Origin of the sequence: Streptomyces sp. NBC_00237, assembly GCF_026342435.1 — a bacterium.
In the GTDB taxonomy this organism is placed as follows: Bacteria; Actinomycetota; Actinomycetes; order Streptomycetales; family Streptomycetaceae; genus Streptomyces.
Genome location: NZ_JAPEMT010000001.1, coordinates 1,189,822 through 1,212,315 on the forward strand (window position 1 = coordinate 1,189,822; position 22,494 = coordinate 1,212,315).

Sequence of the window (22,494 nt, forward strand, 5' to 3'; positions counted from 1 at the left end):
GAGAACCGCTAACCCCGTGTGGTGAGAGCGGCCCGCAGCGGGGCGTGTAGTTCCGCGGGGGTCGTGCGGTCCACCCGGACCTCCGTGCAGCCGACCCAGGAAGCCGCCTCCCACAGGGCCTTCGCCATCTCCGGGACCGCCTTCGCGGACTCCAGGGAGACCTGCCGGGCCACCAGCGTGGTGCCCTCACGGGCCGGGTCGGCGCGGCCGAGGAGCCGCCCGCCCGCCAGCAGCGGCATCGCGAAGTACCCGTGGATCCGCTTCGGCTTGGGGACGTACGCCTCCAGGCGGTGGGTGAAGCCGAAGATCCGCTCGGTGCGCGGCCGGTCCCAGATCAGTGAGTCGAAGGGCGACAGCAGCGTCGTGCGGTGCCTGCCGCGCGGGGTGGTGGCCAGGGCCTCCGGGTCCGCCCAGGCGGGCCTGCCCCAGCCCTCGACCTCGACCGGTACCAGACCCGAGTCCGCGATCACCTCGTCCACCTGGGCGTTCTTCAGCCGGTGGTAGTCGGAGATGTCCTCCCGGGTGCCGACGCCCAGGGACTGGCCCGCGAGGGCGACCAGTCGCCGTACGCACTCCGTGTCGGACAGGTCCTCGTGCTGGAAGGTGCCGGGGATCGCGCGCTCGGCCAGGTCGTACACCCGCTTCCAGCCGCGTCGCCTGGTGCACACCACGTCGCCGTACATCAGGGCGCGTTCGACGGCGACCTTGGACTCCGACCAGTCCCACCACTCGCCGCCGTTCTTCGCGCCGCCCAACTCCGTCGCGGTCAGCGGGCCTTCCGCCCGGAGCTGCTTGATCACGCGGTCGTACGCGCCGTCGGTGAGCTCGTGGTGCCACTGCGGGCGTGCGCGGTAGGCGCGGCGGCGGAACGCGAAGTGCGGCCACTCCTCCACAGGGAGGATGCAGGCCGCGTGCGACCAGTACTCGAAGGCGTGCGCGGGCTCGGATGCGGGGGACCAGTAGGCGGACTCGACCTTCGTACGCTCCACCGCGCCCAGGCGGGCGTACGGAATCAGCTCGTGCGACCGGGCCAGGACGGAGATCGTGTCGAGCTGTACCGCGCCCAGGTGCCGCAGCACGCCGCGCACGCCCGCGCGGCGGTCGGGGGCACCCAGGAAACCCTGGGCGCGCAGGGCTATCCGGCGTGCTTCGTCGGCGGAGAGTGCGACGGCGGCGGGCGGCTGGAAGGTCATGTACGGAAGCCTAGAGGGCGGCACTGACATCGGGGGCCGGGCCTCCCGGCGCCGCGAGGTTCCCCGCCGGGACGTCCCGTGCCGCGAGGTCCCCTGCCGGGAGGTACGGGTGCTTCGCGGGCAGGCCCAGGTCCGAGGGGAGCAGCGAACCGCTCCAGCTGTCGCGGGCGATCCCGTGGTGGAGGGTGGCGGCGCGCTGCACGCCCTCCATGGTGAAGCCCAGCTTCAGGGCGAGTGCGCGCGATGGCTCGTTGCCGACCAGTGCCCGCCAGAAGATCCGGTCGACGGGCAGCGTCGCGACCGCCCAGCGGATCACCGCGTCGGCGGCTTCGAGGAGGTAACCCCGCCTGCGGTGCTCCGGGGCCGTCCAGAAGCCGAGTTCCCAGGTGCCGGGGGCCTGCTGGACGCCGATGCCGACCGCGCCGATCAGCGGGCCGCCGCCCCGGGGGCGTACCGCGAAGTGGAAGCCGGTGCCCTCGCGCAGGCCCTGGCCCGAGACGCGCTCGACGAAGTACACGGCGTCCTGGCGGCCGTACGGCGAGGGAAGGGTCACCCAGCGCTGGATCTCGGGGTCCTGCACCGCGTGGAACACCTCGTCGGTGTCCACGGTGGCGAAGGGGCGCAGTTCCAGGCGTTCGGTGCTCAGCAGGAAGGGTTCCATGAACGAATTCTGGTACGGGCACGTGCCGGGGGCGAACACTTTTCGAGTGCTGCCCGGCACCTTCGGGACGTGCCGGGCGTTGACCTTGTTGACGGTGGTGCGGCTTCACAGCGGTGGACCTCCCGGGGCGGCTGGGTCCTCGCTTACGATGGCCGTTGCGGTGGGGCCCGCCTGCCGTGCCCGCGCCAAAGTCAGTACCGACCAGACGTCGCACCGACCCAGTGCACAGGCCCGACCGGCAAGGAGACCAGCCTCAGTGTCCGTCTTCAACAAGCTCATGCGTGCAGGCGAAGGCAAGATCCTGCGCAAACTGCACCGCATCGCGGACCAGGTCAACTCCATCGAAGAGGACTTCGTCAACCTCTCCGACGCCGAGTTGCGCGCCCTGACCGATGAGTACAAGCAGCGTTACGCCGACGGCGAGAGCCTCGACGACCTGATGCCCGAGGCATTCGCGACCGTCCGCGAGGCCGCCAAGCGGGTCCTCGGCCAGCGGCACTACGACGTCCAGATGATGGGCGGCGCCGCCCTGCATCTCGGTTACGTCGCCGAGATGAAGACCGGTGAGGGCAAGACCCTCGTCGGCACGCTGCCGGCGTACCTGAACGCACTGTCCGGCAAGGGCGTGCACCTGATCACCACGAACGACTACCTCGCGGAGCGCGACTCCGAGCTGATGGGCCGGGTGCACAAGTTCCTCGGTCTTGAGGTCGGCTGCATCATCGCGAACATGTCGCCGGCCGAGCGCCGCGCGCAGTACGCCTGCGACATCACGTACGGCACGAACAACGAGTTCGGCTTCGACTACCTCCGCGACAACATGGCCTGGTCGCAGGACGAACTCGTCCAGCGCGGCCACAACTTCGCGATCGTCGACGAGGTCGACTCGATCCTCGTCGACGAGGCCCGTACGCCGCTGATCATCTCCGGCCCCGCCGACCAGGCCACCAAGTGGTACGGCGACTTCGCGAAGCTCGTGACCCGCCTCAAGAAGGGCGAGCCGGGCAACCCGCTGAAGGGCATCGAGGAGACCGGCGACTACGAGGTCGACGAGAAGAAGCGCACGGTCGCCATCCACGAGCCGGGCGTCGCCAAGGTCGAGGACTGGCTGGGCATCGACAACCTCTACGAGGCCGTCAACACCCCGCTCGTCGGTTACCTCAACAACGCGATCAAGGCCAAGGAACTCTTCAAGAAGGACAAGGACTACGTCGTCATCGACGGCGAAGTCATGATCGTCGACGAGCACACCGGCCGTGTGCTCGCGGGCCGCCGCTACAACGAGGGCATGCACCAGGCGATCGAGGCGAAGGAAGGGGTGGACATCAAGGACGAGAACCAGACCCTCGCCACGATCACCCTCCAGAACTTCTTCCGCCTGTACGACGGCCTGTCCGGCATGACCGGTACGGCGATGACCGAGGCCGCGGAGTTCCACCAGATCTACAAGCTGGGCGTCGTACCGATCCCGACCAACCGGGACATGGTCCGCATCGACCAGTCCGACCTGATCTACCGCACCGAGGTCGCCAAGTTCGCGGCGGTCGTCGACGACATCGTCGAGAAGCACGAGAAGGGCCAGCCGATCCTGGTCGGCACCACCTCGGTCGAGAAGTCCGAGTACCTCTCGCAGCAGCTCGCCAAGCGCGGTGTGCAGCACGAGGTGCTCAACGCCAAGCAGCACGACCGTGAGGCGCCGATCATCGCCCAGGCGGGCCGCAAGGGCGCCGTGACCGTCGCCACGAACATGGCCGGTCGCGGTACGGACATCAAGCTCGGCGGCAACCCGGACGACCTCGCCGAGGCCGAGCTGCGCCAGAAGGGTCTCGACCCGGAGGAGCACATCGAGGAGTGGGCCGCCGCGCTGCCCGCCGCCCTGGAGAAGGCCGAGCAGGCCGTCAAGGCCGAGCACGACGAGGTGAAGGCGCTCGGCGGGCTGTACGTGCTGGGTACCGAGCGGCACGAGTCGCGCCGCATCGACAACCAGCTGCGCGGCCGTTCCGGCCGTCAGGGCGACCCGGGCGAGTCCCGGTTCTACCTGTCGCTGGGCGACGACCTGATGCGCCTGTTCAAGGCGGCCATGGTCGAGCGCGTCATGGCGATGGCCAACGTTCCCGACGACGTACCGATCGAGAACAAGATGGTCACCCGTGCCATCGCCTCCGCGCAGTCGCAGGTCGAGCAGCAGAACTTCGAGACCCGCAAGAACGTCCTGAAGTACGACGAGGTCCTCAACCGGCAGCGCGAGGTCATCTACGGCGAGCGCCGCCGCGTCCTGAAGGGCGAGGACCTGCACGAGCAGATCAAGCACTTCATGGACGACACGATCGACGCCTACATCCAGGCGGAGACCGTCGAGGGGTTCGCCGAGGAGTGGGACCTGGACCGCCTGTGGGGCGCGTTCAAGCAGCTCTACCCGGTGAAGATCACGGTGGAGGACCTGGAGGACGCGGCGGGCGACCGTGCCGGGATCACCGCGGAGTTTATCTCCGAGTCCGTCAAGGACGACATCTACGCCCAGTACGAGGACCGCGAGAAGCAGCTCGGCTCGGACATCATGCGCGAGCTGGAGCGCCGTGTGGTGCTCTCCGTGCTGGACCGCAAGTGGCGCGAGCACCTCTACGAGATGGACTACCTCCAGGAGGGCATCGGCCTGCGCGCCATGGCGCAGAAGGACCCGCTGGTGGAGTACCAGCGCGAGGGCTTCGACATGTTCAACGCCATGATGGACGGCATCAAGGAGGAGTCCGTCGGCTACCTGTTCAACCTGGAGGTCCAGGTCGAGCAGCAGGTCGAGGAGGTGCCGGTGCAGGACGGTCCCTCGCTCACGAAGGAGGACGCCGTCCCTGCGGGTGCCTCGCGTCCGGAGATCCACGCGAAGGGCCTGGAGGCTCCGCAGCGTCCGGACCGGCTGCACTTCTCCGCGCCCACTGTCGACGGGGAGGGCGGCATCGTCGAGGGTGACTTCGAGAACACCGCCGACGGGCCGACCCGCTCCGAGTCGGACGGTCTGACCCGCGCCGAGCGTCGCAAGGCGCAGAAGAGCGCGAGCGGGCGTCGCCGCAAGAAGTAGGCGTTCGTACGTTCTGTGGCGCTGAGTCTGTGGTGCTGAGTCTGTGGCGCTGGGCGCGCACTCCTGCGGGGGTGCGCGCCCAGCGGCGTTCCCGGGCGCTGTCGGGTGCTGTCTCCCGCCGCTCTCAGGCCCTTGCGGGCACCCTTTCGCCGCCGAGCTCCAGGGCGGTGCAACGCCAGCGCCTGTCGGGGCTGCGCTCCAGCCGGAAGGCCATCGCGCGCAGCTGTTCGCCCGCGCCGATCCCGGCGGACGCCTCGATGACGCCGGGGCGGGGGCTGAAGCCCCGGCAGTGGCGTACGACGGGCCGGATGCCCCGGGTGCGGAACGGGGCCCTGGGCGCGAGGTCGACCAGTTGGTCGTACGCGTCCCGGAACATCAGGTTGAGCATGCTGTGCGCCGGGCGCTGGCCGCTGAGCACCGCCAGCAGGAGTTCCGCGAACTGCTGCTGCGGGGTGCGGGGGGCGTGCGGCCGGATGCGGGCGGCCGCCCCCTGGGGGGCCGCGCCGGGGCCGCGGGAGTCGCCCGGGCCGCGGGTGTCGCGGCGGGTGGTGCCGGGCCGGGTCGTCGTCCTGTGCATGTTGCTCGCCCCGCTCTGCCTGGCCGGTGGGATACCGGTCGGTAACTTCTGGTTGGGAATCTTGTACGGGGCCGGGCCGCAGGTCGGCAAGGGCGCACGCGGCACCGGGGCGCGGCCCGCGGAATCACCTATCAGGGTGGCGCGGGGCCCGGAGCACGGGCCGGACGCGGGGGGCGCGCGGCGCCCGGTGGACGGCGGCGAAGGGGGACCGCCGCCCCGATGGGGGACCCGGAACGTATCCTTGAGGCCCAGCTGTTGCCCTGTCGAGAAGCCCTCCGGCCAGGGAAAGCGACGACGAAAGCGGCACGCATGCGCGTCTACGTACCCCTGACCCTCCCCGGTCTCGCAGCGGCGTACAAGGCCGGTGAGCTGGCCCCCGGGCCGCTTGTCGCGTACGCGGTGACGCCGGGGCTGCGCGAGTGGTACGTCTCGGACGACATCGAGGAGCTGGAGTACGCCGCCCTGGGGCGTGCCGCCGCCGCCTCCTTGCGGCTCGTCGCCGCGGACCCCTCGGCCGAGCGCCGCCGCGTCGTGGTCGCCGTCGACGTCGCGGACACCGCGGTGACCGCAGACCCGGACGGGCGGGGCATGGACGCCGGGGCGATCGGCGAGGTGCGCGTCGAGGGTTCCGTACCGCTGAAGAAGGCGGCCGCGGTGCACGCCGACGCCGACGAGGCGCGGGACGACGTGACGGCCGCCGCCTCGGCGCTCGGAGCCGCCGACCTGGGGGACGACGACGCGCAGTTCACGGTGGACGGGGCGGAGGACCACGAACTCCTGTGGTTCGGCGTGCAGGAGATCGAGGGCCTCGTCGGCTGAACCCGGCTGAACCCGGCGGAACCCGGCGGAACGAGGGGCCGGGGGCTCCCGGCGGGCCCTGGCCGGATCGGTTGTCAGACCCGGTGGGTAACGTTCTTTCATGAGGACGCACCTGGTCTGGGACTGGAACGGCACGCTGCTCGACGACATCCACGCGGTCGTGGGGGCCTCCAACGCGGCCTTCGCGGAGATCGGCCTCCCGGCGATCACCGTGGAGCGCTACCGCGAGCTGTACTGCATACCGATCCCCACGTTCTACGAGCGGCTGATGGGCCGCCCGCCCACCGACGAGGAATGGCTCGTCATGGACGCCGCCTTCCACCGCCACTACGTCGAGCTGCGGGCGGCCTGCGGGCTGACCGACGGGGTCGAGGAGATACTCACCGGCTGGGGCGCCGCGGGGCGCAGCCAGTCGCTGCTGAGCATGTACGGGCACGACGAGCTGGTGCCCGTGGTGCGCGGCTACGGCATCGAGCGGCACTTCGTACGGGTCGACGGCCGGACCGGACCCTCGGGCGGCACCAAGGCGGTGCACATGGTGCGTCACCTCGCGGCGCTGGAGGGCGTCGAGGCGGCGCGCGTGGTGGTCATCGGCGACGCGGTGGACGACGCGCTGGCGGCGGCGCACGTCGGCGCGGGCGCGGTGCTCTACACGGGCGGCTCGCACAGCAGGGCCGTCCTGGAGGCCGCCGGGGTGCCGGTGGTGGACTCGCTGACGGACGCGGTACGGATCGCGGAGGAGCTGGCGGCCTGAGGGGCAGCCGGGCCGCCCCGCGCTCCCCGGAGGGCCGTGCAGCCCGGCGGCCCCCGCGAAGGGAGCGCCGGGCGGCACGGGATCGTACGGGAAGGCCCGGAGCCAGTACGGGAAGGTCCGGAGTCCGTACCGGAAGGCCCGGAGCCCGTACGGGACGTGTTCAGGTCACCGGTGCCTTCGCCCGCAGCACGGTGAGGAACTCGCGCATCCACCGCGAGTGGTCCGGCCAGGCCCGCGCCGACACCAGCGTGCCGTCGACGACCGCCTCCGCGTCCTGGAAGGTGGCCCCCGCCGCCTGCATGTCCAGCTCCAGCGCCGGATACGCGGTGACCCGGCGGCCGCTGAGCGCGCCCACCGCCGCCGTCAGCAGCGGCCCGTGGCAGATCTGCGCCACCGGTTTGTCGGTGTCGAAGAACGCCTTGAGGATCTTCCGCAGTTCCGGGTCGTTGCGCAGGTACTCCGGAGCCCGCCCGCCCGGCACGACGAGTGCCACGTAGTTGCCGGGGTCCACCTCGGAGAACGCGAGATCGGCGGGCCAGGTGTAGCCGGGCTTCTCGGTGTACGTGTCGAAGCCCGCCTCGAAGTCGTGCACGACGAAGCGCAGCTGTTTGCGGGCGGGCGCGGCGATGTGGACGTCGTAGCCCTCCTCGCGCAGCCGTTGGTACGGATAGAGCACTTCGAGGGATTCGGCGGCATCGCCCGTGACGATGAGGATCTTCGCTGACATGACAGCTCCGCGGGGAGTGGGCCGGACGGGGAACGGACGGTGGCTCGGTCGTGCGGGACGGCGGGTCGGCCGACAGGACGGTGGTTCGGCCAACGTGCCCCCGGGCGCGGGTTTTGCCAAGAGGGCCTGCGCGCGCCGGAGTCCGGAAGCCGTGACCCCTGCTGCGCACGGGACCCCTGCGCCGGAATGGACAAAGCGTCGAACTTCTCCGCGCTTTGTCCAACGACCGGCGAATAACGCCTCCCGGGCAAGGGGGGATAGCCTGGTGCCGTGATCAGCGCGATACGCCTCGGGGGCGGTGCAGCCCCCGGCCCTCGCCCGGCGCACCACCGTGCCCGGGCCCTCGCTGGTTTTCCGACCCCGGACGCGACGCCGAAAATGGCGAAAATCGGCACGGGTGTCATCGCTGACCCATTTCGCGGCATAACGTCGACAGCGACCGGAAACCCCGCGTCGTGGCGTTGTGCTTTCTCCACCACCTACGTCACGCAACGGCGCGCGACAGGAGCCAGAGGACATGCAGACCAAGCTGGACGAAGCCAAGGCCGAGCTGCTCGCACGGGCCGCCCGGGTAGCTGAGAACAGCCCGGCGGGGGGACTAACTCCGACTGGGTCCGAGAGCGAAGGGGCGCCCGACCAGGACGCACTTCTCGCGTACCTCCAGCGCTACTACCTGCATACCGCCCCGGAGGACCTGGGCGACCGCGACCCGGTCGACGTCTTCGGAGCGGCACTTTCGCACTACCGGCTGGCGGCGAACCGTCCGCAGGGCACGGCGAACGTACGGGTGCACACGCCGACCGTCGAGGAGAACGGGTGGACGTGCAGTCACTCGGTCGTGGAAGTCGTGACCGACGACATGCCCTTCCTCGTCGACTCGGTGACGAACGAGCTGTCCCGGCAGGGCCGTGGCATCCACGTCGTCATCCACCCCCAGGTGCTGGTGCGCCGTGACGTGACCGGCAAGCTCATCGAGGTGCTCGCCAAGCAGATCACCGGTGAGCTGCCGCACGACGCGATCGTCGAGTCGTGGATCCACGTCGAGATGGACCGCGAGACCGACCGGGGCGACCTCAAGCAGATCACCGCCGATCTGCTGCGCGTCCTGTCCGACGTCCGCGAGGCCGTCGAGGACTGGGAGAAGATGCGCGACTCCGCGCTGCGCATCGCCGACGAGCTGCCGAACGAGCCCAAGGCGAACGACCTCTCCGACCAGGAGGTCGACGAGGCCCGCGAGCTGCTGCGCTGGCTGGCCGCCGACCACTTCACCTTCCTCGGCTACCGCGAGTACGAGCTGACCGGCGACGACTCGCTGGCCGCCGTCCCCGGCACCGGTCTCGGTGTCCTGCGCTCCGACCCGCAGCACCACGAGGACGACGAGACGCACCCCGTCTCCCCGTCGTTCTCCCGGCTGCCCGCCGACGCCCGCGCCAAGGCCCGCGAGCACAAGCTCCTGGTGCTCACCAAGGCCAACAGCCGTGCCACCGTGCACCGCCCGTCCTACCTCGACTACGTCGGCGTGAAAAAGTTCGACGCCCAGGGCAACGTGGTGGGCGAGCGCCGTTTCCTCGGCCTGTTCTCCTCCGCCGCGTACACCGAGTCCGTACGACGGGTTCCGGTCATCCGGCGCAAGGTCGCCGAGGTCCTCGAAGGCGCGGGCTTCACGGCCAACAGCCACGACGGGCGTGACCTCCTCCAGATCCTGGAGACGTACCCGCGCGACGAGCTGTTCCAGACCCCCGTCGACCAGCTGCGCTCCGTCGTCACGTCCGTGCTGTACCTCCAGGAGCGCCGCCGGCTGCGGCTGTACCTGCGCCAGGACGAGTACGGCCGCTACTACTCGGCGATCGTCTACCTGCCGCGCGACCGCTACACCACCGGTGTGCGCCTGCGCCTCATCGACATCCTCAAGGAGGAGCTCGGCGGCACCAGCGTCGACTTCACCGCGTGGAACACCGAGTCGATCCTCTCCCGGCTGCACTTCGTCGTCCGCGTCGAGACGGGCACCGAGCTGACCGCCCTCACCGAGGCCGACGTCGAGCGCATCGAGGCCCGCCTGGCCGAGGCCGCCCGCTCCTGGTCCGACGGCTTCGCCGAGGCCCTCAACGCCGAGCTCGGCGAGGAGCGCGCCGCCGAACTGCTGCGCCGCTACGGGCACGCCTTCCCCGAGGGCTACAAGGCCGACCACTCGCCGCGCGCCGCGGTCGCCGACCTGGTGCACCTGGAGCAGCTGAGCCAGGGCGTCAAGGACTTCGCCCTCAGCCTGTACGAGCCGGTGGGCGCCGGTCCCGGCGAGCGCCGCTTCAAGATCTACCGGACCGGCGAGCAGGTCTCCCTGTCGGCCGTCCTGCCCGTCCTCCAGCTGCTGGGCGTCGAGGTCGTCGACGAGCGTCCGTACGAGCTGCGCTGCGCGGACCGTACGCACGCCTGGATCTACGACTTCGGGCTGCGCATGCCGCAGAAGCCGGGCGGCGGCGACTACCTCGCCGACGACGCCCGGGAGCGCTTCCAGGACGCCTTCGGCGCGGTGTGGACCGGCGCGGCGGAGAACGACGGCTTCAACTCGCTGGTGCTGCGCGCCGGGCTCACCTGGCGGCAGGCGGTCGTGCTGCGCGCGTACGCGAAGTACCTGCGGCAGGCGAAGTCGACCTTCAGCCAGGACTACATGGAGGACACCCTCCGCAACAACGTCCACACCACCCGGCTGCTGGTCTCCCTCTTCGAGGCGCGCATGTCGCCGGAGCGGCAGAAGGCGGGCACCGAGCTCATCGACGGGCTGCTCGAAGAGCTCGACGGTGCTCTGGAGCAGGTCGCCTCGCTCGACGAGGACCGCATCCTGCGGTCCTTCCTGACCGTCATCAAGGCGACGCTGCGCACGAGCTTCTTCCAGAAGACGCAGCAGAACGAGCCGCACTCGTACGTCTCGATGAAGTTCGACCCGCAGGCGATCCCCGACCTCCCCGCGCCCCGCCCGGCGTACGAGATCTGGGTGTACTCGCCGCGCGTCGAGGGCGTCCACCTGCGCTTCGGCAAGGTCGCCCGAGGCGGTCTGCGCTGGTCGGACCGGCGTGAGGACTTCCGCACCGAGGTGCTCGGTCTGGTCAAGGCGCAGATGGTGAAGAACACCGTCATCGTCCCGGTCGGCGCCAAGGGCGGCTTCGTCGCGAAGAACCTCCCCGACCCGTCGGTGGACCGCGACGCGTGGCTGGCCGAGGGCATCGCCGCGTACAAGACGTTCATCTCGGCGCTGCTCGACATCACCGACAACATGGTCGCGGGCGAGGTCGTCCCGCCGCGTGACGTCGTGCGGCACGACGAGGACGACACGTACCTCGTGGTGGCGGCCGACAAGGGCACCGCGACGTTCTCCGACATCGCCAACGAGATCGCCGTCGCCTACGACTTCTGGCTCGGTGACGCCTTCGCGTCCGGCGGCTCCGTCGGCTACGACCACAAGGGCATGGGCATCACCGCCCGAGGCGCCTGGGAGTCCGTGAAGCGGCACTTCCGGGAGCTCGGGCACGACACCCAGTCCGAGGACTTCACGGTCGTCGGCGTCGGCGACATGTCCGGTGACGTGTTCGGCAACGGCATGCTGCTGAGCGAGCACATCCGCCTGGTGGCCGCCTTCGACCACCGGCACATCTTCATCGACCCGAACCCGGACGCCGCCGTCTCGTACGCCGAGCGCCGCCGCCTCTTCGAGCTGCCGCGCAGCTCCTGGGCCGACTACAACAAGGACCTGCTCTCGCAGGGCGGCGGCATCCACGCCCGCAGCGCCAAGTCCATCCCGGTGAACGCCGCGATGCGCGAGGCGCTGGGTCTGGAGGCGGGCGTCTCCAAGATGACCCCGGCCGACCTGATGCAGGCCATCCTCAAGGCGCCGGTCGACCTGCTGTGGAACGGCGGCATCGGCACGTACGTGAAGTCGTCCGCCGAGGCCAACGCTGACGTCGGCGACAAGGCGAACGACGCCATCCGCGTCAACGGCGAGGACCTGCGGGTCAAGGTCGTCGGCGAGGGCGGCAACCTGGGGGCGACGCAGCTGGGCCGCATCGAGTTCGCCCGGGCCGGCGGCCGGATCAACACCGACGCGATCGACAACAGCGCCGGTGTGGACACCTCCGACCACGAGGTGAACATCAAGATCCTGCTCAACGCGCTCGTCACCGACGGCGACATGACGGTCAAGCAGCGCAACAAGCTGCTGGCGCAGATGACCGACGAGGTCGGCACGCTGGTGCTGCGCAACAACTACGCGCAGAACACCGCCTTGGCGAACGCGGTCGCGCAGTCGCCGTCGCTGCTGCACGCGCACCAGCGCTTCATGCGGCGCCTGACGCGCGACGGGCACCTGGACAGGGCGCTGGAGTTCCTGCCCAACGACCGCCAGATCCGGGAACTGTTGAACAACGGCAAGGGCCTCTCGCAGCCCGAGCTGGCCGTCCTCATGGCGTACACGAAGATCACCGTCGCGGACGAGCTGATCTCCACCGAGCTCCCCGACGACCCGCACCTGCGGGTGCTGCTGCACGAGTACTTCCCCGCCGCCCTGCGGGAGAAGTTCGCCGAGCAGATCGACGCGCACGCGCTGCGCCGGGAGATCATCACGACGGTGCTGGTCAACGACACCGTCAACACCGGTGGTTCGACCTTCCTGCACCGGTTGCGCGAAGAGACCGGCGCGTCCATCGAGGAAGTCGTACGGGCACAGTTCGCGGCCCGCGCGATCTTCGGCCTCAGTGAGGTCTGGGAGGCCGTCGAGGCCCTCGACAACCAGGTCGCCGCCGAGGTCCAGACCCAGATCCGGCTGCACTCGCGGCGGCTGGTCGAGCGCGGCACCCGCTGGCTGCTGGGCAACCGCCCGCAGCCGCTGGAGATCGGCGAGACCGTCGCGTTCTTCAGCGCGGGCGTGGCGCGCGTCTGGGACGACCTGCCGAAGCTGCTGCGCGGCGCAGACCTGGAGTGGTACCAGGGCATCCTGGACGAGCTCACCGCGGCGGGCGTGCCGGAGGGGCTGGCGCTGCGCGTGGCGGGCTTCTCCTCGGCGTTCCCGATCCTCGACGTCGTCGCCATCGCGGACCGCCTCGACAAGGACCCGATGGACGTCGCCGAGGTGTACTACGACCTCGGCGACCGGCTCGGCATCACGCAGCTGATGGACCGCATCATCGATCTGCCGCGCGCCGACCGCTGGCAGTCCATGGCCCGCGCGTCCATCCGCGAGGACCTGTACGCCGCCCACGCGGGCCTGACCCAGGACGTCCTGTCCGTCGGGAACGGCACCTCCACGCCGGAGCAGCGCTACAAGGCGTGGGAGGAGAAGAACGCGGCCCTGCTGGGGCGCGCGCGTTCCACCCTGGAGGAGATCCAGGGCTCGGACGACTTCGACCTGGCGAACCTGTCGGTCGCGATGCGCACCATGCGCACGCTGCTGCGCAACCGGGTCTGATCCGGCAGAGCACTGACGCGAGGGGCCCCACCACGGTTGTGGTGGGGCCCCTCGGGTGCTCACCGCGTGACCGTGGAGGCCCAGAGACGGCGGCACGCCAGTACGGCGGCCCACAGCAGCAGTCCGTTGCGCACGAGCATCAGCAGGCAGCCGTAGACCGTCCCCGAGGTCACCTGTCCGTACGCCAGGGGATACGCGAGGGTGCTGACGAAGGCCGCCACCAGCAGGAGCCTCACCACGGGGCGCAGGACGGTCTCGCGCAGCGTCATGCACACGGCGGACAGGCCGATCAGCCAGATCATGTACTGCGGGCTGATCACCCTGCTGGTGACCACGAAGAGGAGCACGGCGCACAGTGCGGCGTCGCACGCCGTCGCGGGGGTCCAGCGCCGTGCTTTCACGCGCCAGAGCAGGAGCCAGCCGAACGCCAGCACTGTCAGGAGCAAGGAGGCGTGTGCGACCGTGCTGACGTACGGGCCCATGAACTCCATCGCCCCGTACCGGTACTCGACCCGGTACGCCCCGCGGGTGGGCAGTCCGGTCAGCCGGGCGAGCGCCAGGAGGGTGCCGCCCAGCGACTCGATCTGCACGCCCCTGTTGCCCTGCTGGCGCAGGAAGTCGAAGGTGTGCGAGAACGCCAGCGCCAGCACCCCGAGGAGCACCGCGGCGGACGCGACGGCCGACCCCCACGCCGCCCTGGTGGTACGCCCCCGGGGTGCGCCCAGGAGCGCCAGTGCCGGCCACACCTTCACCAGGGCGCCGACGGCGGCCAGGGCACCCGACAGGAGCGGTGCGCGGCGCAGGGCGAGCAGCGAGAGGACCGCCAGCGCGGTCACCTGGACGTCGTACCGGACGAGCGGGACGTGCAGCAGCAGCGGCAGCCCCGCCACCCACACCCAGGCGCCCGACAGGCGGCCCTGCGGGCGTCCCGCGCGCACGAGCGCGACGGTGGCCAGGGCGTCGACGAGGAGGGTGAGCGCGACGAACGCCTGGAAGTAGCTCAGCCCCGGCAGCAGTGCGGGCGACAGGATCACCAGGGCGGCACCGGGCGGGTACTGCCACATCACGTCGTCCAGCGGGAAGGCGCCGGTGAGCAGTTGCTCGTACCAGGTCCGGTAGATCCGGTGGACCTCGCCGTTGATGCCGTCGCCGACCCGGCCGAACACCTCCGAGACCAGGAGGACCTGGAGGGCGCGGGTGAGGACCCACACGGCGGCGAGCCGGACGGGAGAGGGCCGGGGAGGGGCCCCGGGGGCCGCCGGGGCGAACGGGGTGCTGGGGGCGAGCTGCGGGGGCGTCATCGCGGGGATCTTAGAACGCCCGTCCTGGAAACAGCCGTCACCTGCCCTTCTCGGAGGTCGACTTCTCGTACGCGGCCACCACTTCCGCCGCGGGCCCGTCCATCCGCAGCGTCCCCGACTCCAGCCACAGGGCGCGGTCGCAGGTCTCGGTGATGGTTCTGTTGTGGTGGCTGACCAGGAACACCGTGCCCGCCTGCTCGCGCAGTTCGGCGATGCGCCGTCGGCTGCGCTCCTGGAAGCGTGCGTCGCCCGTGGACAGCGCCTCGTCGATCAGGAGCACCTCGTGGGTCTTGGCGGCGGCGATGGAGAACTTCAGCCGGGCGGCCATGCCGGAGGAGTAGGTGTTCATGGGCAGTGAGACGAAGTCGCCCTTCTCGTTGATGCCGGAGAAGTCGACGATGGAGTCGTAGTGCTCCCTGGCCTGGTGGCGCGTCATGCCCATCGCGAGAGTGCCCAGGACGACGTTCCGTTCCCCTGTCAGATCGTTCAACAGTGCTGCGTTCACTCCGAGGAGGGAGGGCTGGCCCCGGGTGAGGACGCGTCCCTCGTCGGCGGGGAGGAGCCCGGCCACCGCTTTGAGGAGCGTGGACTTGCCGGAGCCGTTGGAGCCGATCAGTCCGATCGCCTCGCCCTTGTGTGCCACGAAGCTGACTCCCCGTACGGCGTGCACCTTCCGCACGGACGGTGACGGCCTGCGGGAGACCAGGCCCTGGAGGGCTCTCACGGCGCTCCCTCGGCCCGAACCGGCTCCGTGCACCCGGTAGGTGATGTGCAGGCCGTCGACGACGACGGTGGGGGTGTCCTTCCGGGCGCTCTCCCCAGCGCTCTTCCCAGCACTCTCTACGGTGCTTTTCACGGTCTGAGCGTGCTCAGCCACGGCCGTACCGCTCTTCCGCGTGCCAGAAGTAGACGAAGCCGCCGACGCCCGCGACGAGCGCCCAGCCGACGGCCAGCGCCCACGCGTACGCGGGGAGCCCCGAAGCGCCGTAGCTGTCGATCAGGGCGTACCGCATCAGGGCGATGTACACGGCGGCCGGATTGCACTCCAGGAGCACGCGTACGACGCCCGGGACGCTGTCGCCCTCGACGAGTTGCGCCACGCTCCACATCACACCGGACGTGTACATCCACGTGCGCAGCAGGAACGGCAGCAGCTGCGCCAGGTCCGGTGTGCGTGCCGCCAGGCGGGCCAGTGCCAGCGCGAGCCCCGTGTTGAAGACGGTCTGGAGCGCCAGCGCTGGGACGGCCAGCAGCCAGGAGGGCCGTGGAAGCTGCCCGCAGCACACCAGGATGGCGGCCAGGACGCCCAGGGAGATCAGCAGCTGCTGGAGCTGCTGGAGGGCGTACGAGACGGGCAGAGCGGCGCGGGGGAAGTGCAGGGCCCGCACCAGGCCGAGGTTGCCGCTGATGGCGCGGGTGCCCGCCATCAGGGTGCTCTGCGTGAACGACCACACGAAGACGCCGGTGACCAGGAACGGCACGAAGTCGGTGACGTCGTCCTTGGTGTGCATCAGCTCGCCGAAGACGACGTAGTACACCGCGGCGTTCAGCAGGGGCGTCAGCACCTGCCACAGCTGTCCGAGCCGCGCGCCGCTGAACTGTGCGGTCAGCCGGGCGGTGGCGAAGGCCGTCACGAAGTGGCGGCGCGACCACAGCTGACGGACGTACGCGGTCAGGGTGGGCCGTGCCCCGCTCACCGTGAGGCCGTGTGCGAGGGCGTACGCGGTGAGGTCGGGAGGGAGATCCGGGAGGTCCGGGAGGTCCGCAGGCCCCGGAGGATCCGGGGGGAGAGGGCGGGGCGGTGCGAGGGGTGAGGCCATGAAGGGCTGCTTTCGCTGGACGTCTGTCGCCCGACGTCGAAACGTCGGAACGGGACCGTATCGTCGTGACGTCGACAGTAGGACGACTCGACGTCGAAACGCAACCGTTCCGTCCTGACGTTAGGATTCCGGGCATGACGACCGATCCGCACTTCCCGCCCCCCGCAGGCGCGCGCACCGCGAAACGGACCCCCGCCGGTGCCGCCGTGCTGCGCGAGGACGTCACCGAGGCCATCCGGGCCGCCGTCTTCGCCGAACTGGCCGCCGTCGGCTACGCCCGGATGTCCATCGAGGGCATCGCCCGCCGCGCGGGCGTCGGCAAGACCGCCGTCTACCGGCGCTGGCGCTCCAAACTGCACCTCGTGCTCGACCTGGTGTCCGCCTTCGCGGTGGACGGGCTGCCCGCCCCCGCCACGGGCTCCCTGTACGGCGACGTGCGCGCCCTCATCGAGGTGCTCGCGCGCGCCCTGCGCCACCCCGTCGCCTCCCAGGTCATCCCCGACCTGCTGGTCGAGGCCGTCCGCAACCCCGAGATCGCCCAGACGATCAGGGCCGCCCTGCTCGACCCCCAGCACGGCATCGCGGCAGGGCTCGTGAGGGACGCCGTGGCGCGCGGTGAACTCCCCGAGGGGACGGACGTCGAACGGGTCCTGGATCTGGTGGCCGGGCCGCTGTACTGGCGGCTGGTCGTCATGCGTACCGAACCCGCCCAGGGATACGACACCCACATGGATGACCTTGCGAGGGCCGCCGTCGCCGCCCTCACCGCCCGCACTGCCTGAACCAGCAGGTGCGCCGGGGTGGCGGGCGTAAGGGAGGCTCGTGCGCCCGCCCGTCACCCGTGTCACGGCGTTGACGGCAGGCATGAAGAAAGAGCCCCGGTCCGGCATGCTCCTTGGGCTGTCTTCACAGGGAGAGAAACCATGCACCAGTCCGCTTACGACCAGATGGCGCTCTGTGTGAAGGAGTACATGCCCGCGACGAAGCGGCACCGCGTCGTCGATCTCGGGTCCCGGATCTCGCCGGGTCAGAGCCTCACTCACCGCGCCCTGCTCGCCGACCACAAGGTCGACTACGTGGGCGTCGACGTCCTCGACGGGCCGAACGTCGACCGGGTCATGAAGGACCCCTACCGCATCCCGCTCGCGTCGCGCAGCGTCGACGTCGTCCTCTCCGGGCAGGCGTTCGAGCACATTCCGTTCTTCTGGGCGTCCGTCATGGAGATCGGCCGGGTGCTGCGCCCGGGCGGACACGCCTTCATCACCGCGCCCTCGCGCGGCAACGCGCACGACGCGCAAGACTGCTGGCGCTACTACCCGGACGGCTTCCGCGCCATGGCCGCGTACTGCGGGCTCGAACTCCGCGAGGCGTTCACCGACTTCCCGCCCACCAAGGGCATCCGGCACGACTACCAGGCCATCGACGCCAAGCACGCCTACTGGGGCGACTCCGTGGGCGTCTTCCGCAGGCCGCGCCGCGCACCCCACCTGCCGTACCGGATCTCGCGGGCGATCGTCCGCGAGGTGACGATCCGCTGGGCCAACCACATCGGCGGGGTCGACGGCATCCCCGTGCCGGGCGCCCACCCCGACCGCGTGCTCGCCGGTCGCCCCCGGCAGGTGCCCGCGCCCGCCGAAGCGGTGCGGTAGCCGGGTCAGGGGTACGGCGGCGGACCGGAGCCGGGGCGGTGCGAGCCGTACGCCCTGGTGTCCGGTCCTGGTGTCCGGCCCCGGTGTCCGGTCCTGGTGTCCGGCCCCGGTGTTCGGTCAGGCGCCCGCACCGACGTCAGGACCCGGCCTCGGCAGTCACCCGAACGTGGAGGACGTCGGAGTGCGTGGCAGCCCGCCGGTCCGTCGGGAGTGGGCCGGTCCACGTGCGTTGCGGGTGAGCAGCGTTCTCGTGCAGCTGCTGACGTATACACACCAAGTGGCCCGAAGTTGACGAAATATGAGCGGGTGGGCATATTTCCGCGTACTGTCCGTGCGCATGGTATGGCGTAACGCCGTGAACGGCGTCCTCCAGCAACTGACCGGCTACCAGCTGCGACGCGTCCCGGTGCCCGGCCAGCGCCCCCGTCGGACCACCCGTCCCGCAGCATCCGTCCCCGCCGCCGCGCCCAGGCCGAAGTCCGCGCCCAGGACGGGTCTCACGTTTCCCGCCGACTACGACGACGCGGCGAAGGAGATCATCCGTGCGGTGAAGCCGTACTCGATGACTTCACCGGAGCGCCTCAACGCCTTCGTCCTGGCCACCCGGCACATCGTCAAACACGACATCCCCGGCGCGATCGTGGAGTGCGGGGTGTGGCGCGGCGGCAGCATGCAGGCATGCGCGAAGACCCTCCTCGCCGAGGGGGTCGAGGACCGGGAGCTGTACCTCTTCGACACGTTCGAGGGAATGACCCCGCCCACCGACGAGGACAAGCGCCTCGACGGCAGGTCGGCACAGGAACTCCTCGACGTCCAGGGCAAGGACCGTCCGATCTGGGCCGTCGCCTCCCTGGACGACGTCAAGTCGGGTTTCGAGAAGGTGCCTTACCCGGCCGAGCGGCTGCACTACGTGCAGGGCAAGGTCGAGGACACCGTCCCGGGCGAGGCGCCGGAGCAGATCGCGATCCTCCGTCTGGACACCGACTGGTACGCCTCCACCAAGCACGAGTTGAAGCACCTGTACGCGCGTCTGGTGAGCGGCGGGGTGCTGCTCATCGACGACTACGGGTACTGGCAGGGCTCGCGGCAGGCCGTCGACGAGTTCCTGGAGGAGACCGGCGAGCAGTTGCTCCTGCTGCGCATGGACGAGGGGCGCATCGCCGTCAAGCCGTAGCCCGGCAGGCGTGCGGGCAGACATACGGGCAGACGTGCGGGAGGGGCTCGGCGGTGTCCGCCGGGCCCCTCCGTCATGGTCCTCCGGGAGTTCTTACGGGCAGTTCTTACGGGCACTTCCTACGGGTCTTCCAGGGGGTCAGCGAAGTTCCGCCGGGAGCAGGTCCGTTACCGCCTGGGCGGTGGTCCTGGCGTCCTGCTGGGCGGGCAGTACGGGCTCGGAGGCGGCCGGGTCGGAGGCGGCCGGGAAGGAGTCGGAGCCCGGGTACGTGTCGCTCCGGCCGGTGCTGCCGGGTGCGGGTGCCGGAGTGCGGTCCTCCAGCGGGACGAAGCGGGGCAGGCCCTCGGTCTGGCCGAGGAAGACGCGGCGCACGACGCGCTCCGCCGCGTGTCCGTCGTCGTACGGGCAGAACCGGTTGCGGAACGCGGTGCGCAGCTGTGCGGAGCGCGAGCCGCGCCAGTGGCCGGTCCGGAAGATGTCGATCAGCTCGTCCTCGGTGCGGGCGATCGCGCCCGGCGGGAAGTCCCGGATGTCGAAGTAGGTGCCGCGGGCCGCTTCGTACGCCTCCCAGTCGTCGATGTGCAGGACGATCGGCCGGTCCAGGTTGGCGTAGTCGAACATCAGGGACGAGTAGTCGGTGATCAGGGCGTCCGAGGCCAGGCAGAGTGACTCGATCGAGTGATGTTCGCTCACATCGACGATTCGTGCGGAACTGTGGGAACTTGGGCGGTGCAGCGGGCCGTTGGCGAAGTAGTGGGCACGGGCCAGGATCACGTGCCGGGGCCCGAGGGACCGGGCGATGCGTTCGAGGTCGAGCGTCAGGCGCTGGGTCCGCCGGTAGTCGCGGTGCGTCGGAGCGTAGAGGACGGCGGTGAAGCCTTCGGGGATGTTCAGTGACTCGCGGATACGGGCGACGTCGTCGGCCGTGGCGTTCTGGAAGACGTCGTTGCGCGGATATCCGTGTTCGAGGGTGGTGTAGGCGGAGGGGTAGGCCCTTCCCCAGACGAGGGAGGAGTGGCGGTTGGAGGAGAGCAGGTAGTCCCACTTGTCGGTGTTCGCGAGCAGCTGCTCGAAGTCCATGGCCGCGGCGGGGCGGTCCTGGAGGTCGAGGCCCATCGACTTCAGCGGAGTGCCGTGCTGGGTCTGGAGGAGGACCTGGCCGGGGCGCTTGGCCAGCCGTTGGTCGAAGTTGACGTTGTTCACCAGGTACTTGGCGCGGGCCAGGGCGCTCCAGTACGTGGCCGAGCCGGGGCGCAGCCGACGGGTGCCGGTGGGGACCGTGTGGGCGTGTGCGGGGCCGGTGATCCACGCCGTGCGGACGTGCGGGGCGAGTTCGCGGACCTTCGCCTCGATCGCGGCGGGGTTGCAGGAGTAGCCACGGTTCCAGTACGCGGCGAACACGGCCTGGTCCTCGCGGACGGGCAGCCGCAGTTGGACGCGGTAGTGCAGCTGCATGGCGGCCGACCGTACGGCGCGCAGGAGGGCGCGGGTGCGGGAGGTGACGGTGCGGCGGACGGCCTGGGCGAGGGCGAGCGCCCGGTACGTACGGTGGCTGCCCAGCCGGACCAGCGCCTGCCGCAGCCGGGTGCGGGGCGAGGGCGCGGCGATCCTCGGGGCGGCGGGGGCGCCGGAGCTGCGGAAGGCGGGGCCGGGGGCGCCGACACCGGTTCCGGGGCCCGTGCTGGTGACCAGGCGCAGGGTCGCGGCGTCACCGGCTGCGGTGCCGGGAGCGGTGCGCGGGGACGTGCGCCGGGAGCGGGCCGGGGCCGCCGCGGTGTCGGTGTCCGTGGTGCTCCTGAGGTCTGCCGCAGGTGCCGTACGTGCCGTACTCGTGGTGGGTGACGCCCCCGTGTCACCGGTCGGGGCGAGGCGGCGGGACGCTGAGGCCGCGGCGCGGCGGGCGGTGGCGGTCAGGGTCGCGGCGCGGCGGGCGGCAGGGCCGCGCTTCACCCGGCCGGGGGCCTGCTCCGGCCGGGTGTCGGAGCCGGAGTCCGGGGAAGAGCCGGAGGCCGTGGGCGAGTTCGGACCCGTGCCCGGCTTCGTGCCCGTGCCGCTGGCCGCGCCCGGACTCGCGCCCGCGTCGACGCCAGCCTTTGCGGCCGTGCCCGGCTTCGCTGTCGGTGCCTTGCCGGTACCTGATCCCTTGGTCCGGGTCGGTCCCGTGCCCGGGGCCGCTTCGGGAGAGGAGGGCCCATCGGGCGGGTGCACCGCCGCCTCGGCGCGGGCCGGTTCCGCGTGGGCCGGTTCCGTATGGGCGGTCGATGGGCGGGCGGTCTCCGGGTGGCGGGCCTGCGGAAGTTCGACATCCGGGGTGAAGGAGCTCGTGGCCGTGCGGCGGGCGGCGGCGCTGCGGGAGGCGATGCCCCGGGGGCGGGCGGGGAAGCGGGAAGCCGTCTCCGTGGTGCGGTACCGGCGGCAGTGGGCGCGGGCGCGGCGGAAGAACTCGGCGCGGCTGCCCCTCGGGAGGCGGCCGGGACGGGTGAAGACCGTACCGAAGTGGTCGATCATGCGGCGGTAGATGACCGGCCGCCAACCCGCCAGCTCCGGGCGGGAGTCGAGGAAGGCGAAGACCCGGTCGTACTGGTCGAACAGGTCGAAGTGCCGGAGCGAGGTGGTGGAGAGGATGTTGCCCTGGCGGCGCTGCCGGTAGTGGACGCACACCTCGTCGAGGGTGGAGACGGAGGACGCCGCCAGCAGGACGGGGTACGTCCAGGGGGTGTCCTCGTAGTAGCCGGACGGGAAGGTGAAGTCCTCGCGTTCGACGAAGTCGCGGCGGTACGCCTTGTTCCAGGCGACCATCAGGACCCGGAGCAGCCCCGGGCGGTCGGCGAGCGGGAAGGAGGCTGGGCCCTCCTCGTGCAACTCGGCGCTGAACTGGTTGCGTTCAACCTCGCCCGTCCAGAACGTACGGGCGTAGTCAAAGACCAGGACGTCCGGTGAGTCCGCCTCCTTGAGACGGTCGGAGATCGACTGGAGGGCGCCGGGGGTCAGGGTGTCGTCGCTGTCCAGGAAGAGGAGGTAGTCGCCTCTGGCTCGTTCCATGCCCTGGTTGCGGGCGTTGCCGAGGCCGCCGTTCTCCGCCAGGTGCAGGGGGCGTACGCGCGGGTCACGGGCGGCGTACTCGTCGATGAGGTCGCCGCACGCGTCCGGCGAGCAGTCGTCCACCGCGATGAGTTCGAAGTCGTCGAAGGACTGGGTCAGCACCGAGTCAAGGCACTCCTCCAGGTATTCCTGGACCTGGTAAGCGGGCACGATCACGCTGAACCGGGGCACGGCACATCCATGGGGTCGACA

The 22,494-nt window shown here is 70.7% G+C and carries 15 protein-coding genes; 7 read left to right on the forward strand and 8 right to left on the reverse strand.

Annotated features, from left to right (window positions below; translation table 11 throughout):
• Positions 1–8: 8 nt before the first annotated feature.
• The gene (locus tag OG897_RS05160; RefSeq protein WP_266653239.1) at positions 9–1,193 is read right to left on the reverse strand and encodes a winged helix-turn-helix domain-containing protein; all 1,185 of its coding nucleotides are present in this window, start codon (positions 1,191–1,193) and stop codon (positions 9–11) included.
• Positions 1,194–1,203: 10 nt separating this feature from the next.
• The gene (locus OG897_RS05165) at positions 1,204–1,854 is read right to left on the reverse strand and encodes a GNAT family N-acetyltransferase (RefSeq protein WP_266653241.1); all 651 of its coding nucleotides are present in this window, start codon (positions 1,852–1,854) and stop codon (positions 1,204–1,206) included.
• A gap of 256 nt (positions 1,855–2,110) precedes the next feature.
• On the opposite strand from OG897_RS05165, the gene secA reads away from it, so the two are divergent.
• Positions 2,111–4,927: a preprotein translocase subunit SecA gene (gene secA, locus OG897_RS05170; RefSeq protein WP_266653243.1), complete on the forward strand. Its 2,817-nt coding sequence runs from the start codon at positions 2,111–2,113 to the stop codon at positions 4,925–4,927.
• A 124-nt stretch (positions 4,928–5,051) separates the two neighbouring features.
• Here the strand turns inward: secA and OG897_RS05175 are convergent, their stop codons facing one another.
• Positions 5,052–5,504, reverse strand: coding sequence for an Rv3235 family protein (locus OG897_RS05175; protein WP_266653245.1), 453 nt, complete (start codon positions 5,502–5,504; stop codon positions 5,052–5,054).
• Between the two features lie 309 nt (positions 5,505–5,813).
• Here OG897_RS05175 and OG897_RS05180 point away from each other — a divergent pair, with 309 nt between their 5' ends.
• Both OG897_RS05180 and OG897_RS05185 read left to right on the forward strand, forming a co-directional pair.
• Complete coding sequence (locus tag OG897_RS05180; RefSeq protein ID WP_266653247.1) at positions 5,814–6,323, forward strand: hypothetical protein; 510 nt, start codon at positions 5,814–5,816, stop codon at positions 6,321–6,323.
• A 100-nt stretch (positions 6,324–6,423) separates the two neighbouring features.
• On the forward strand, positions 6,424–7,077 hold the full coding sequence (locus OG897_RS05185; RefSeq protein WP_266653249.1) for an HAD family hydrolase: 654 nt from the start codon (positions 6,424–6,426) through the stop codon (positions 7,075–7,077).
• Between the two features lie 160 nt (positions 7,078–7,237).
• Here OG897_RS05185 and OG897_RS05190 read toward each other — a convergent pair whose 3' ends face one another.
• Positions 7,238–7,804 (reverse strand): DJ-1/PfpI family protein, encoded by a 567-nt coding sequence (locus OG897_RS05190; RefSeq protein ID WP_266653251.1) that lies wholly within the window; start codon positions 7,802–7,804, stop codon positions 7,238–7,240.
• 517 nt (positions 7,805–8,321) lie between these two features.
• On the opposite strand from OG897_RS05190, the gene OG897_RS05195 reads away from it, so the two are divergent.
• Entirely contained in the window at positions 8,322–13,256 is a 4,935-nt protein-coding gene (locus tag OG897_RS05195) for an NAD-glutamate dehydrogenase (RefSeq protein WP_266653253.1), read from the forward strand.
• A gap of 59 nt (positions 13,257–13,315) precedes the next feature.
• Here the strand turns inward: OG897_RS05195 and OG897_RS05200 are convergent, their stop codons facing one another.
• The 3 genes from OG897_RS05200 to OG897_RS05210 are packed head-to-tail and all read right to left on the reverse strand — an operon-like array spanning position 13,316 to position 16,377.
• Complete coding sequence (locus tag OG897_RS05200) at positions 13,316–14,557, reverse strand: glycosyltransferase family 87 protein (protein WP_266653255.1); 1,242 nt, start codon at positions 14,555–14,557, stop codon at positions 13,316–13,318.
• A gap of 37 nt (positions 14,558–14,594) precedes the next feature.
• Positions 14,595–15,413, reverse strand: a complete 819-nt coding sequence (locus tag OG897_RS05205; RefSeq protein WP_266653257.1) for an ABC transporter ATP-binding protein — start codon at positions 15,411–15,413, stop codon at positions 14,595–14,597.
• A gap of 13 nt (positions 15,414–15,426) precedes the next feature.
• A complete protein-coding gene (locus tag OG897_RS05210) occupies positions 15,427–16,377 on the reverse strand; it encodes an ABC transporter permease (protein WP_266653259.1) in 951 nt (316 codons plus the stop codon).
• Positions 16,378–16,511: 134 nt separating this feature from the next.
• Between OG897_RS05210 and OG897_RS05215 the strand changes: the two genes are divergently transcribed.
• The 3 genes from OG897_RS05215 to OG897_RS05225 all read left to right on the forward strand — a co-directional run bounded on the left by OG897_RS05215 (position 16,512) and on the right by OG897_RS05225 (position 19,200).
• Positions 16,512–17,159 carry a TetR/AcrR family transcriptional regulator gene (locus tag OG897_RS05215; protein ID WP_266653261.1) on the forward strand — a complete coding sequence of 216 codons (648 nt, stop codon included), beginning with the start codon at positions 16,512–16,514 and terminating at the stop codon, positions 17,157–17,159.
• A gap of 141 nt (positions 17,160–17,300) precedes the next feature.
• The gene (locus tag OG897_RS05220) at positions 17,301–18,026 is read left to right on the forward strand and encodes a methyltransferase domain-containing protein (protein WP_266653263.1); all 726 of its coding nucleotides are present in this window, start codon (positions 17,301–17,303) and stop codon (positions 18,024–18,026) included.
• A gap of 337 nt (positions 18,027–18,363) precedes the next feature.
• Positions 18,364–19,200, forward strand: a complete 837-nt coding sequence (locus tag OG897_RS05225; protein WP_266653265.1) for a TylF/MycF/NovP-related O-methyltransferase — start codon at positions 18,364–18,366, stop codon at positions 19,198–19,200.
• Positions 19,201–19,338: 138 nt separating this feature from the next.
• Here the strand turns inward: OG897_RS05225 and OG897_RS05230 are convergent, their stop codons facing one another.
• Complete coding sequence (locus OG897_RS05230) at positions 19,339–22,473, reverse strand: CDP-glycerol glycerophosphotransferase family protein (RefSeq protein WP_266653267.1); 3,135 nt, start codon at positions 22,471–22,473, stop codon at positions 19,339–19,341.
• Positions 22,474–22,494: the final 21 nt, after the last annotated feature.

What these genes read in the sequence shown, in the direction of transcription:
- OG897_RS05200 (WP_266653255.1), bottom strand. Translation starts at nt 14,557, where the DNA reads ATGACGCCCCCGCAGCTCGCCCCCAGCACCCCGTTCGCCCCGGCGGCC.
- OG897_RS05175 (WP_266653245.1), bottom strand. Translation starts at nt 5,504, where the DNA reads ATGCACAGGACGACGACCCGGCCCGGCACCACCCGCCGCGACACCCGC.
- OG897_RS05195 (WP_266653253.1), top strand. Translation starts at nt 8,322, where the DNA reads ATGCAGACCAAGCTGGACGAAGCCAAGGCCGAGCTGCTCGCACGGGCC.
- OG897_RS05185 (WP_266653249.1), top strand. Translation starts at nt 6,424, where the DNA reads ATGAGGACGCACCTGGTCTGGGACTGGAACGGCACGCTGCTCGACGAC.
- OG897_RS05190 (WP_266653251.1), bottom strand. Translation starts at nt 7,804, where the DNA reads ATGTCAGCGAAGATCCTCATCGTCACGGGCGATGCCGCCGAATCCCTC.
- OG897_RS05165 (WP_266653241.1), bottom strand. Translation starts at nt 1,854, where the DNA reads ATGGAACCCTTCCTGCTGAGCACCGAACGCCTGGAACTGCGCCCCTTC.
- OG897_RS05215 (WP_266653261.1), top strand. Translation starts at nt 16,512, where the DNA reads ATGACGACCGATCCGCACTTCCCGCCCCCCGCAGGCGCGCGCACCGCG.
- OG897_RS05160 (WP_266653239.1), bottom strand. Translation starts at nt 1,193, where the DNA reads ATGACCTTCCAGCCGCCCGCCGCCGTCGCACTCTCCGCCGACGAAGCA.
- OG897_RS05225 (WP_266653265.1), top strand. Translation starts at nt 18,364, where the DNA reads ATGGTATGGCGTAACGCCGTGAACGGCGTCCTCCAGCAACTGACCGGC.
- OG897_RS05210 (WP_266653259.1), bottom strand. Translation starts at nt 16,377, where the DNA reads ATGGCCTCACCCCTCGCACCGCCCCGCCCTCTCCCCCCGGATCCTCCG.
- OG897_RS05220 (WP_266653263.1), top strand. Translation starts at nt 17,301, where the DNA reads ATGCACCAGTCCGCTTACGACCAGATGGCGCTCTGTGTGAAGGAGTAC.
- OG897_RS05180 (WP_266653247.1), top strand. Translation starts at nt 5,814, where the DNA reads ATGCGCGTCTACGTACCCCTGACCCTCCCCGGTCTCGCAGCGGCGTAC.